8 protein-coding genes and 2 pseudogenes are annotated in these 12,272 nt (G+C 72.6%); 5 read left to right on the forward strand and 5 right to left on the reverse strand.

Annotation, left to right across the window (positions count from 1 at the left end):
* Positions 1-59: 59 nt before the first annotated feature.
* Positions 60-1,556, reverse strand: a complete 1,497-nt coding sequence (locus AC0AIB_RS17035; protein WP_328345185.1) for a GH1 family beta-glucosidase — start codon at positions 1,554-1,556, stop codon at positions 60-62.
* 890 nt (positions 1,557-2,446) lie between these two features.
* Between AC0AIB_RS17035 and AC0AIB_RS17040 the strand changes: the two genes are divergently transcribed.
* Positions 2,447-5,353, forward strand: a complete 2,907-nt coding sequence (locus AC0AIB_RS17040) for a glycoside hydrolase family 48 protein (protein ID WP_465097037.1) — start codon at positions 2,447-2,449, stop codon at positions 5,351-5,353.
* Between the two features lie 404 nt (positions 5,354-5,757).
* Here the strand turns inward: AC0AIB_RS17040 and AC0AIB_RS17045 are convergent, their stop codons facing one another.
* A complete protein-coding gene (locus AC0AIB_RS17045; protein WP_328348741.1) occupies positions 5,758-6,408 on the reverse strand; it encodes a DUF3159 domain-containing protein in 651 nt (216 codons plus the stop codon).
* Positions 6,409-6,671: 263 nt separating this feature from the next.
* Between AC0AIB_RS17045 and AC0AIB_RS17050 the strand changes: the two genes are divergently transcribed.
* Positions 6,672-7,559 (forward strand): phosphatase PAP2 family protein, encoded by an 888-nt coding sequence (locus AC0AIB_RS17050; protein ID WP_328345189.1) that lies wholly within the window; start codon positions 6,672-6,674, stop codon positions 7,557-7,559.
* On the opposite strand, the gene AC0AIB_RS17055 is transcribed toward AC0AIB_RS17050, so the two are convergent.
* A complete protein-coding gene (locus tag AC0AIB_RS17055) occupies positions 7,556-8,008 on the reverse strand; it encodes a YbhB/YbcL family Raf kinase inhibitor-like protein (RefSeq protein ID WP_328345191.1) in 453 nt (150 codons plus the stop codon). The genes AC0AIB_RS17050 and AC0AIB_RS17055 overlap by 4 nt on opposite strands.
* A 78-nt stretch (positions 8,009-8,086) precedes the next feature.
* On the opposite strand from AC0AIB_RS17055, the gene AC0AIB_RS17060 reads away from it, so the two are divergent.
* Entirely contained in the window at positions 8,087-8,920 is an 834-nt protein-coding gene (locus tag AC0AIB_RS17060; protein ID WP_328345193.1) for a maleylpyruvate isomerase N-terminal domain-containing protein, read from the forward strand.
* Positions 8,921-8,964: 44 nt separating this feature from the next.
* Here the strand turns inward: AC0AIB_RS17060 and AC0AIB_RS17065 are convergent, their stop codons facing one another.
* The gene (locus tag AC0AIB_RS17065; RefSeq protein WP_465097038.1) at positions 8,965-9,816 is read right to left on the reverse strand and encodes a low temperature requirement protein A; all 852 of its coding nucleotides are present in this window, start codon (positions 9,814-9,816) and stop codon (positions 8,965-8,967) included.
* A 46-nt stretch (positions 9,817-9,862) separates the two neighbouring features.
* Positions 9,863-10,138: pseudogene (locus tag AC0AIB_RS17070) on the reverse strand (low temperature requirement protein A); the annotation flags it as partial.
* Positions 10,139-10,262: 124 nt separating this feature from the next.
* On the opposite strand from AC0AIB_RS17070, the pseudogene AC0AIB_RS17075 reads away from it, so the two are divergent.
* Positions 10,263-11,237 (forward strand): annotated as a pseudogene (locus tag AC0AIB_RS17075) (LLM class F420-dependent oxidoreductase); the annotation flags it as partial.
* 103 nt (positions 11,238-11,340) lie between these two features.
* Entirely contained in the window at positions 11,341-12,156 is an 816-nt protein-coding gene (locus tag AC0AIB_RS17080; RefSeq protein ID WP_328345197.1) for an SDR family oxidoreductase, read from the forward strand.
* Positions 12,157-12,272 lie beyond the last annotated feature (116 nt).

Genomic DNA, 12,272 nt, shown 5'->3' on the forward strand with positions numbered 1-12,272 from the left:
CGGACCGCTCCCACGCGGTCCGGCCGTGCCGGTGTGTCTCTCCGTCCTCCGACGGCGCCCTACAGGCCGTTGTCCCGGATGACCTGGCGGTACCAGTGGGCGCTGCGCTTCAGGACGCGCCGTTGGGTCGGGTAGTCCACGTAGATCAGTCCCCAGCGCTGGTCGTACCCCTCGGCCCATTCGAAGTTGTCAAGCAGTGACCAGACGTGGTAGCTCTCCAGCGGTACGCCGTCGGTGACGGCCCGGTGGGCGGCGGTGAGGTGGTCGCGCAGGAAGGCGATCCGGCCGGCGTCGTCGACGGTGCCGTCCGGGCCGAGGGTGTCCGGACAGGGCAGGCCGTTCTCGGTGACGGTGATCGGGATCGATCCGTAGTCGCGGGTGACCCGGGTCAGGATGTCGTACATGCCCTGGGGGTAGATCTGCTGCCAGTCCGCCTCGCTGGTGGGCCAGCGGGTGACGGTGTTGCCGTTTCCGGTCAGGTAGAGCGGGGTGTAGTACTGCACCGCGAGCAGGTCCACCGGGCTGGCGATGATCGCCAGGTCACCGTCGCGGATGCCCTTGACCATCCGGCTGTCCGGGCCGAGGTCGGCCAGCACGTCGGCCGGGTAGGCGCCGGTGAGGACGGAGTCCAGGTAGAGCCGGTTCTCGTACCCGTCGTGCAGCGTGGCGGCGGCGGCAGCGGCGGCGCTGTCGTCGGCCGGATAGCACGGGTGCAGGTTCAGCGCCGGGCCGATCCGGGCGTCGTGGCCGGTGGCGCGCAGTGCGCGGACGGCGAGGCCGTGGGCGAGCTGGAGGTGGTGGGCGACCAGGTAGGCGGCGTCGGCGTCCTGCCGGCCCGGGGCGTGGTGGCCCCAGAGGTAGCCGTTCTGCACCACGGTCTTCGGCTCGTTGACGGTCAGCCAGACCGGCACCTGGTCGCCGAGGCCCCGGTAGACGGCGTCGGCGTAGTCGGCGAACCGGTGGGCGGTGTCCCGGTTCTCCCAGCCACCCTTGTCCTGCAACGCCTGCGGCAGGTCCCAGTGGAAGAGGGTGACCATCGGGGTGATGCCGCGTTCGTGCAGCCCGTCGACCAACCGTTTGTAGAAGTCGAGCCCGCGCTGGTTGGGCTTGCCGGTGCCGTCGGCCTGGATCCGGGGCCAGGAGACGGAGAACCGGTAGCTGCCCAGTCCGAGGTCGCGCATCAGGTCCAGGTCGTCGGCCCAGCGGTGGTAGTGGTCGGCGGCCACGTCACCGGTGTCCCCGTTGCGGGTGCGTCCGGGGGTGTGGCTGAAGGTGTCCCAGACCGACTCGCCCCGGCCGTCCTCCTTGGCGGCGCCCTCGATCTGGTATGCCGAGGTGGCGGCGCCCCAGCGGAAGCCGGGCGGGAAACGCAGTGCGTCTTCGCGGGGATCGGCGGTCGGTTCGCCACCCTTCGGCGCGTCGCAGCCGGCGGCGAGGACGCCGGTGGCCGCGGTCAGGCCGACGCCCCCGGCGGCGGCGGAGAGCCCGGCGCCGGCGGTGGCGGTGGCGGAGAGCGCGGCGCGTCGCAGCAGGCGCCGTCGGGTGAGTATCGACATCGGTGTTTCTCCTCAGGGTGCGGGCCACCCCGACGGCCGGGAGCGCTCCCAGCGCGGGCGTGCGACGGCCCCGCCGCCTCGGGGGCGGACCGCCAGCCTAGAGGGCCGCGCGCGGGCGGCCGGGATGGGGAATTGGGGGTGTGCCGGCCGCCACCGAAGGACGGACGGCCCAACTGCCGAGGGGCAGATAGCGATCGAGGCCGCCCGGGTGGCGCGCACGCCTGACCCGTCGGCCTCTTTTCCCGTCGAGTACGGGGGTTTAGTGTGGGGACGGGGGAGGGCAACCCCCGTCCCCACCTGTGTTGCACACACGCACGCTCGAATTGGCGTCCGGCCGTGCGTGTCGCGCGGGAGCCGGGCCACGCGAGTGGCTCTGGTTCCACCTCCCTCCATGATGGTGGGTTTTCGGCTGGCGACGGTGTCCGGGCTGGCCCGTCGTCAGCCGTTCGGGCTGAACCCCGTGGTCGGGCGACCACGGTTCTGACCTTCTCTTGTTGCATCTCCGTCGATGGAAGCGCTCCCATCGGCGATGCTGCGACTGTAACGCCCGTCACGGCTTTGTGAAAGCCCCTAAACGAGATCGAAACATCGACCTGCGTTTCGATACTGGCAGTTGTCGTGGGAGCGCTTCCATGGCAGACTGTCGAATCAACGCAGCGGAGCCAGACACGCGCGGAAGATGGGTCGCCGAGGGCATCCGGGTCTCCCGGACGGCACCCGAAGGAACGGCACGGCCGATCGAGTGGCCGTACCCCGTCCTGCCCCGGCCCACCGGCCGGACCGACCACCATTCCGGCGCCTCCGTCCCCCCGCGCACCCCTGTTCCCGCGCGTGGAGGTGCCTCCGCCGGGGCCCGCAGCCCCGGCCCGGTCCGAGGAGACACCGCGCACATGAGACTCATGGCAAGACGTCGCCGTACGGCGATGCTCGCCGCCACCGCACTCGCCATCGGCGGGGTGGGCCTGCCGGCCAGCGCGGCCCAGGCCGCGCCGGCCTGCGACGTGGTCTACGCCACCAACGACTGGGGCAGCGGCTTCACCGCGAACGTCACCATCAAGAACATGGGTGACGCGCTCAGCAGCTGGTCGCTCAAGTGGACCTTCCCGAACAGCAGCCAGCGGGTCACCCAGGGCTGGTCGGCGAAGTGGAGCCAGAGCGGCAGCGAGGTCACCGCGACCAACGAGTCCTACAACGGCAGCCTCGCCACCGGGGCCTCCACCACCATCGGCTTCAACGGCTCCTACTCGGGCAGCAACCCGAAGCCGACCGCGTTCACCCTCAACGGCACCCCGTGCAACGGCACGCCGGCCAACCAGCCGCCGACGGTCTCCCTCGGCGTGCCGTCCGGCCCGTTCACCGCGCCGGCCGACGTGCCGCTGACCGCCACCGCGAGCGACCCGGACGGGACGATCAGCAAGGTCGAGTTCTACCGCAACGGCCTGCTGGTCAACACCGACACCTCTGCGCCGTACGCGTACACGCTGACCTCGCTGCCGGCTGGCAGCTACACGGTCCAGGCCAAGGCGTACGACAACGCCAACGGCATCGGCGTGTCGGAGAAGTCGTTCACCGTCGGTGCCGCCACCGGACCGGTGCTGGTCGCCACGCCGTCCACGGTGAGCGTCAACGAGGGTGGCAGCACCACCTTCAACCTCAAGCTGAGCGCCGCGCCCTCGGGCAACGTGCCGGTCACCCTCACCCGCGCCGGTGACACCGACATCACGGTCTCGCCGTCCACCGTCACGCTGACCCCGAGCAACTGGAACACCGGGGTCGCCGTCACGGTCTCCGCGGCGGAGGACGCCGACACCGCCGGTGGCGCCGCCACCATCACCGCGGCCGGCACCGGAGTCGCCTCGGTGGTGGTCACCGCCACCGAGATCGACAACGACACCCCCGGTGGGGACAACGCCTACGTCGCGAAGTTCCTCGACCAGTACGGCAAGATCAAGAACTCGGGCTACTTCAGCCCCGAGGGCGTGCCGTACCACTCGATCGAGACGCTGATCGTCGAGGCGCCCGACCACGGCCACGAGACCACCTCGGAGGCGTTCAGCTACTGGCTGTGGCTGGAGGCCTACTACGGCCGGGTGACCCAGAACTGGGCGCCGTTCAACAACGCCTGGACGGTGATGGAGAAGTACATCATCCCGTCGCACGCCGACCAGCCCACCGCGGGCGTCGCCGGCACCCCGCAGTACGCCGCCGAGTACAACCTGCCCAGCCAGTACCCGTCGGCGCTGAACCCGAACATCTCCGTCGGTCAGGACCCGCTGCGCTCGGAGCTGCAGTCCACCTACGGCACCGGCGACATCTACGGCATGCACTGGCTGATGGACGTCGACAACACCTACGGCTTCGGTCGCTGCGGCGACGGCACCACCAAGCCGGCCTACATCAACACCTTCCAGCGCGGCACCCAGGAGTCGGTCTGGGAGACCGTCCCGCAGCCGTCCTGCGACACCTTCAAGCACGGCGGCCAGTACGGCTACCTCGACCTGTTCGTCAAGGACTCGGGTGCCCCGGCCAAGCAGTGGAAGTACACCAACGCCCCGGACGCCGACGCCCGCGCCATCCAGGCCGCGTACTGGGCGCAGACCTGGGCCAAGGCGCAGGGCAAGCAGGCCGACGTCGCGGCCACCGTGGCCAAGGCCGCCAAGATGGGCGACTACCTGCGGTACGCGATGTACGACAAGTACTTCAAGAAGATCGGCAACTGCGTCGGGGCCAGCACCTGCCCCGCCGGCACCGGCAAGGACTCGGCACACTACCTGCTGTCCTGGTACTACGCCTGGGGCGGCGCGTACGACGCCAGCGCGGGCTGGTCCTGGCGGATCGGTTCCAGCCACAGCCACTTCGGTTACCAGAACCCGTTCGCGGCCTGGGCGATGACCAACGTGAACGAGCTGAAGCCGAAGTCCCCGACCGCGGTCGCGGACTGGCAGAAGAGCCTCGACCGGCAGCTGGAGTTCTACACCTGGCTCCAGTCCGCCGAGGGCGGCATCGCCGGTGGCGCCACCAACAGCTGGGACGGCAGCTACGGCACCCCGCCGGCCGGCACCGCCACCTTCTACGGCATGTTCTACGACGTCGACCCGGTCTACAACGACCCGCCGTCGAACCAGTGGTTCGGCATGCAGGTCTGGTCGATGCAGCGCATCGCCGAGCTCTACCTGGAGACCGGCAACACCAAGGCCAAGGCCCTGCTCGACAAGTGGGTGCCCTGGGCGATCGCCAACACCACGCTGGGCACCAACTGGGCGGTCCCGTCCGAGCTGAAGTGGACTGGCCAGCCCGCCAACTGGAACCCGAGCAGCCCGGCGACCAACACCGGCCTGCACGTCGAGGTCAGCTCCAAGGGCCAGGACGTCGGCGTCACCGGCTCCTTCGCCCGGACCCTGATCGCGTACGCGGCGAAGTCGGGCAACACGCAGGCGAAGACCACCGCCAAGGGTCTGCTGGACGCGCTCTCGGCGGCCAGCGACAGCAAGGGTGTCTCGACGACGGAGACGCGCGGCGACTACAAGCGCTTCGACGACGTCTACAACGCCACCGACGGCCAGGGCCTCTACGTGCCGCCGGGCTGGACCGGGAAGATGCCCAACGGTGACACCATCGCCGCCGGCAAGAGCTTCCTGGACATCCGGTCGTTCTACAAGAACGACCCGGACTGGCCGAAGGTCGACGCGTACCTCAAGGGCGGCCCCGAGCCGACGTTCAACTACCACCGGTTCTGGGCCCAGTCCGACATCGCCATGGCGTACGCGGACTACGGGATGCTGTTCCCGAACGGCTGAGTTGACCCTGCCGGGTGGGTGGCGCGGCGCTGCCCACCCGGAGGCCGACCGGGCCCGGGGGAGCGGACAGCCCGGTCGGCGGGCGGCCTGATTCCCACGGTCAGGCCGGGGGTGGGTCGATCATCTGGCCGACGCAGCGGATCGGTCGGCCCACCCCACCATCCCTCTTCCCTGCCACGATGGGAAAGCCGCGAAAAAAGAGGGCGCGCGGGATAACGCGACGCCGTATGACGGAGTACCGTGTTGATCGGAGAGGCCGCTCCCCCCGTGGCGGCCTCTCCATTAACGTTCCCGCCCCCGGTCTGCCGGGGCACCGGTCGCTCACCGCGACTCCGCCGGAGCACCGGCCGGCCCCGCACCTCACCCGGTCCCACGCCGGCTCTGACGGGGCTCCACCCCGCACCTCACCCCGGCTCCACCGGGTGGCGCAGCCCCGGATGACCGGCCGGCAGCGAGCGGCGGATCACCACCCAGCTCACCGTCAGCGCCGCCGCCACCAGCGGCCAGGTCAGCGCGACCCGGGCCACGGTCAACGCGAGCACCTGCCCGCCCAGCCACAGCGGCAGGAACACCGCCACCCGCACGGCGTACGTGGCCGCCCACACCCAGCTGCCCCGCCCGTACGCCCGCAGCAGCGCCGGGTCGCGTCGCCACCGCCCCCGCTGCCGCAGGGCCGCCCCGACGACCACCCCGAGCAGCGGTCGGCGTACCACGATGCTGACCACCCAGACCAGCGCGCTGGCCAGGTTCGAGAAGACCTGCACCGCGAAGAAGTCGACCGCCCGGCCGGTGCGCAGCGCCACCACCGCGGCCAGGCAGACCGCCAGCAGCCCGATCAGCACCGCCCGGGGACGGTCCCCGCGCCGCCACCGCCACAGCGCCACCGCCGTGCCGACCAGCACGGCTGCGGCCACCCCGCCGACGACCGAGCGTCCGGTCGCCAGCCAGCCGATCGTGAACGCCACCGGCGGCAGGGTCGCGTCGACCGTGCCACCCCGCCCACCGAGCAGACCGGCCAACGACTCCACCGGCTCCGGTGCCGACGGGTCCGGCAGCTCCGGCTGCGGGGTCGACGGTTCCCGTGCGGCCCGGTCCGCTGCCTGCTGGTCCGCTACTGGTCGGTCCGGTGCCGCGCGGTCCGGTGTCGCCCGGTCCGGTGCCGCCCGGTCCGGTGCCGCCCGGTCCTGGGCCGCCCGGTCCTGGGCCGGTCTTCCGTGCTGCGGTGTGCCGGTCACCGTCACCTCCCGTGGTCCGGATGCCAAGTATCCGCACCGGATCGGTGGCCCCGCGCGCGACGGGCCGGGCTTGCCGCTACGGTGTGCGGGTGCGAGCGACGGCAAGGGGTTGGACCGCGGTCTGGTTGGTCGTACTGGCGTTGGTCCAGGCGGCCGCTCTGCTGCTGGTGTGGCGCTTCGCCGTGCACACCGGCACCGGGCAGTGGCTCGACACGGTCGCGTTGACCGGCAACCGGATCGGTCAGGACCGCATCGACGGGCTGGTCAGTCGGATCCTCAACGCCATGTCTGTGGTCTCCCTGCTGGCCGCCACCGTGGTGATCTTCTTCATCGCCCTGATCAGGGGCCGCAAGGCGCTCGCCATCTCGGCCACCCTGGTGATCGCCGGGGCGAACGTCACCACCCAGGTGCTCAAGTACGTCATCGACCGGCCGGCACTGGGCATCGACCCGCAGCGCGACGGGGTCGGCAACAGCCTGCCCAGTGGACACACCACCATCGCCGCCTCGGTGGCGCTGGCGCTGATCCTGGTGCTGCCGGCCAAGGTGCGCGTCGTCGGCGCGTTCCTCGGCGTCGCGTACGCGGCGGTCGCCGGGGTGGCCACCCTCTCCGCCGGCTGGCACCGGCCCAGCGACGCGATCGCCGCGTTCCTGGTCGTCGGGGTCTGGGCGGCGCTGGCCGGTCTGCTCCTGCTGATCTTCCAGCACGAGCAGGCGCAGGTGGCCCCGGACGACGCGCACAAGGTGGCCGCCACCGTGCTCGGCGTCGGCGGTCTGCTCGCCGTCCTCGGCTGCGGGCTGGCCCTGTCCGGCCTGCTCGACCAGCAGCAGGTGCCGGTGGACGAGCTGGGCCGCCGCACCCTGTTCATCGGGTACGCGGGCAGCGCCGCCGGCATCGCCGGCACCATGGGGGTGGTGGCGGCGCTGGTGCTGCTCTCCGTGCACCGCCTGGTGCCCCGCTGGAAGGGCTAACGCCGGTACGTCCCCACCATGGTGCCGCTGGCCAGTTGCCGGCCGGCGAGCGCCGCGTGCACGTCGGCCGCCTGCGGCTCGTCGGTCAGGTCCAGCGGACGGTCCAACGCGTACAGCCGGAAGAAGTACCGGTGCGCCTCCTCGCCCTGCGGCGGGTGCGGCCCGGCCCAGCCCGTCGTCCCGAAGCCGTTGGGCCACGCCCGAGCACCCCCGGGCAGGGTGCCCTCGGCCACCCCGTCCGAGGTGGGGGAGATGCCGGTGACCAGCCAGTGCAGGAACGGGCTGCGCCCGGCGTCCGGGTCCTCCACCAGCAGTAGCAGTTCGGTCGCCGTCGACGGCACGTCGGACCACTGCAACGGCGGTGACACGTTGCCGCCGTCCCGGGCGAACCGCCCCGGCAGCAGGTCGTGATCGGTGAACGCGGTGCTGCGCAGCATCAACCCGGCCATCTGGCGACCGCCCCCTCTCCTCGACCCGGCGCGGGTACCCGGGCGCACGTCGACGAAACCGGATGCGAGGCTACGACCATGGGCGCAGCACGGTCGGCGGGCGGCATCGAGGCGGTAAGCACGGCGTTCCGCGACGAGTGTGCCCAACTGGACACGATCCTGCGTACGCTGGCCGTCACGGACCTCGACCGGCCCACGCCCTGCCCACCCTGGGCGGTGCGGGACCTGGTCGCCCACGTCCGTACCGGTGCCGGTCGCCTGGTCGACATGCTGGCCGCGCCCGCGCCGCCCCGCGCCGAGGTCGACGCCGCCGGCTACTTCGGTGCCGCCAAGTTCACCCCGCAGGTCGACGCGGCCCGGATCGACAGCGCCCGTCGGGCGGCCCGCGACCTCCCCGAACTGGCCGGACCAGGTGAGGCCCCTCGACTGCCCGGGCCTCCCACCGGTCCGGACATGGCGGACGATGCCCGGTTGCCTGCCGACGTGGCGGTGTACAGGATGTCGTTGACAAGCGTCGACTTGCCCGAGCCGGAGACCCCGTTGACGACCGCGGCGGCCTTCACCGCTGCCTGGCGGGCCACCGACGCGGCCGTGGCGGTGCAGCCCGCCGACCGGGTCGTCCGTACCCGGCACGGTGACCCGATGAGCCTGCCCGAGTTCCTGGTGACCCGGGTGGTGGAGGTCGGTGTGCACGGGCTGGACCTGGCGGTGGCCCTGAACCGCGAGCCGTGGCTCACGCCCACCGCCGCCCAGGTGATCGCCGATCTGCTCACCGGAGGCCGGCCTGTCCCGGCCGGGCTCGGCTGGGACAGGCTCACCCTGATCCGCAAGGCCACCGGCCGTGCCCCGCTCGCCGGCCGGGAACGGGCGGTGGTGGCGGCTGCCGTCCGCTGGCTGTCCTTCGGCGGTTGAGCGAAGGGGTGGGCTTCATGATCGGGTAAGGATTCTGGAGTGATTCATCGGCGTGTCGTGTCCATAATCGCTACCCGATCATGGGCGAAGTCGGTGGCGGAGCCCAGCGGCGGTACGTGCAACAGCAGTGGAAGCAGCACCACCAGGACGCCCGCGGCGATCCACCGGGACGGCGACACCCGGCCGAACACCTCGTACTCGAACCGGGCCCGGCCGAGCAGGAAGAGCCCCGGCCCACCCACCACCATCACCACCCAGGCATCCTCGGGGACGGCGAGCGGGTGCTCGATGGTCAACTCGTAGCCGATCGCCGTGCCGACCAGCCCCACCACCATCACCAGGTGGGTGTCGGCCGCCGACCGGCCGGTGTTCGACGGGTGCCTCGACCGCACCACCGCCTCGGCGAGGATCTGCCCGGCCCGCTGCACGTAGATCCGCCACAGCAGCACCGAGGTCAGCAACGCCACCGCGAACGCGCCGGTACGGGCCGGGTCGAACGGTCCCGTGCTGTACGCCAACCCGCCCACCAGGATCGTCTCGCCCAAGGCGACCAGGAAGAACTGCTGGTACCGCTCGGCCAGGTGTTCCCCGGCGACGTCCCAGCGGCTCGCCGTCGACCGGCCGAGCCCCGGCACCGGCCACCCGAACCGGGCGGCCAGGTATTCGACGCCCAGCGCCGACGCCCAGAGCACCACCCGGGCGGTGGTGGGCAGGAACGCGCCGGTCAGCCAGAGCACCCCGGTGGCACAGTAGGTGATCAGCATGCGCAGCTTGATCCGCCGGTACTCGTGCCGGCCGAGGGCCAGTAGCAGCAGCCCCGGGCGGGACACCTGCGCCGCCACGTACGCCACCGCGAAGGCGACCCCGGTGGAGGTGAACGCGCGGGGGATGGCCACCCCCCATCACCATGCTGCAGACCAGGGCGCTGATCACCACGAACTGGAGCCAGCCGTGGTGCGGGTCGTAACGGCTGGTGGTCCACGCGGTGCTCTGCCACACCGCCCAGAGCGCGAGGATCAGCAGCAGCGTCTTGCCGCCCCCGGTGATCGGTGACCAGCCGGTCGCGCTGCCCGGCTCCAGGGCCAGGTCCTCGAAGGCACGGAACGAGATGCGGGTGAGCGCGAAGACGTACACCAGGTCGAAGAAGAGCTCCAGGAAGGTCGCCCGCTGGGTCGATTCGGTACGCCGCAGCGGAGCGGCCTGGTCGCCGCTCGTCATGATCGTCGGCGTCCACCGTCGGCCCGGCCCACCAGGGGTTCGTAACACCCCGGCCGGGCCCGGCGACGGTCAACGCGACAATCCACCCTTGTTCCGTCGGGGGTGAGCGGGCACGATCGACCGGATGACGAACCGATGGGGCTTCACGGTGCCGCTGGCCGGCGTCCCGCTCGCCGCGCACGCCGCCTGCTACGCGGCCCTGGCGCGGGCCGGCTTCACCGACCTGTGGTCGTCGGAGGTCAACGGCACCGACGCGTTCACCCCGCTGGCGCTGGCCGCCGCCTGGCAGCCCGACCTGCGGCTGGGCACCGCGATCACCCCCGCCTTCACCCGGGGGCCGGGCCTGCTGGCGATGAGCGCGGCGGCGCTGGCCGAGGCCGCCCCGGGCCGGTTCGCGTTGGGCATCGGCGCGTCCTCGCCGGTGGTGGTGGGGGACTGGAACGCGGTGCCGTACACCGAGCCGTTCCGGCGTACCCGCGACCTGCTGCGGTTCCTCAGGCCGGCGCTGCGGGGCGAGACGGTCGACGGGGCGTTCGACACCTTCCAGGTCCGCCGGTTCACCCTGGAACGCCCGCCGGCCAGCCCACCGCCGGTGCTGCTCGCCGCGCTGCGCCCGGGGATGCTGCGGCTGGCCGCCGCCGAGGCCGACGGGGTGATCCTCAACTGGCTGGCCGCCGCCGACGTCCCCAGGGCGCTGGCCGAGCTGGGCGGTCGCGGCCCGGACTTCGACGTGGTCGCCCGGATCTTCGTCTGCCCCACCGAGGACGTCGACCACGCCCGCGCCCTCGGTCGCCGGTTGATCACCAGCTACCTCACCGTCCCCGCGTACGCGGAGTTCCACCGCTGGCTGGGGCGGGAGTCGGCGCTCGGCGGAGTCTGGGCGGCCTGGGCGGCCGGTGACCGGCGGGCCGCCGCCGCGGCCGTGCCGGACGACGTGGTCGACGCGCTGATCCTGCACGGCTCGCCCGAACACTGCCGCGACCAGGTCCGCCGCTACGCCGACGCCGGGGTGGACGTGCCGGTGCTCGCCCTGCTGCCCACTCCGGAACTGGCTGCCGGTGGGGCCGCCGCATTGGGCGAGCTGATCGCCCGGCTGGGTCCACCGTCGACCCCGGGAGGCCGGACCGGCCCGCTGCCGGCGCCGGAAGCGCCGCCGGCTCCGGGCAGCGGGCCGGCCGGGCAGCCGGCGGAACGGGGTTGAGATGAACCTGACCGACCGGGTGGTGGTGATCACCGGAGGAGCCGGTGGCATCGGGTCGGCGCTGGCCCGCCGCTTCGCCGCCGAGGGTGCCGCCGCCGTCGTCCTGGCCGACCTGGACGCCGCGGCGACCGCCGCGGTGGCCGAGGCCGTCGGCCCGGTCGCCCGGGGGGTCGCCGTCGACGCCGCCGACGAGGGCCAGGTCCGCGACCTGGTGGCCGACACCGAGCGACGGTACGGCCGGATCGACCTGTTCTGCGCCAACGCGGGCGTGGCCACCGGCGTCGGCATCGAGGCCCCCGACGCCGACTGGGACCGGGCCTGGCGGGTCAACGTGCTGGCCCACGTGTACGCCGCCCGCGCCGTGCTGCCCGGAATGCTGGCCCGGGGCGGCGGCTACCTGATGCACACCTGCTCGGCGGCCGGGGTGCTGACCGCGGTCGGCGACGCCCCGTACACCGCCACCAAGCACGCGGCGGTCGGGTTGGCCGAGTGGCTGGCGATCACCTACCGGGACCAGGGCATCCGGGTCAGCGCGCTCTGCCCGCAGGGGGTGGACACCCCGATGCTCGCCGACGGGCTCGCCACCGGCCACCTGGCCGCCCGGGTGATCGCCGCCTCCGGCGCGGTGCTCACCGGCGACCAGGTGGCCGACGCGGCGGTGGCCGGGCTGGCCGAGGAGCGCTTCCTCATCCTGCCCCACCCGGAGGTCGCCGGGTACGCGCTACGCCGCGCCGAGGACCCGGACGGGTGGCAGGCCGGCCTGCGCAAACTGGTCCGCCGGCTGCGCGCCGCCAGCCCGCCGTCGCCCTCCCCGTAGCCGTCGCCCACGCCCGCCGCCCGCCGGGGTCGACGCCGCTGCCCGCTGCCTGCCGCTGCCTGCTGCCTGCCGCTGCCTGCTGCCTGCCGCTGCCCGCTGCCTGCCGGCCCCGCTGT

It is taken from the genome of Micromonospora sp. DSM 43699, assembly GCF_055517075.1.

Bases quoted from the DNA above. Each gene is read 5' to 3' on its own strand.
- AC0AIB_RS17035 (WP_328345185.1), bottom strand. From the start codon at position 1,556: ATGTCGATACTCACCCGACGGCGCCTGCTGCGACGCGCCGCGCTCTCC.
- AC0AIB_RS17040 (WP_465097037.1), top strand. From the start codon at position 2,447: ATGAGACTCATGGCAAGACGTCGCCGTACGGCGATGCTCGCCGCCACC.
- AC0AIB_RS17055 (WP_328345191.1), bottom strand. From the start codon at position 8,008: ATGGCCGGGTTGATGCTGCGCAGCACCGCGTTCACCGATCACGACCTG.
- AC0AIB_RS17060 (WP_328345193.1), top strand. From the start codon at position 8,087: ATGGGCGCAGCACGGTCGGCGGGCGGCATCGAGGCGGTAAGCACGGCG.
- AC0AIB_RS17080 (WP_328345197.1), top strand. From the start codon at position 11,341: ATGAACCTGACCGACCGGGTGGTGGTGATCACCGGAGGAGCCGGTGGC.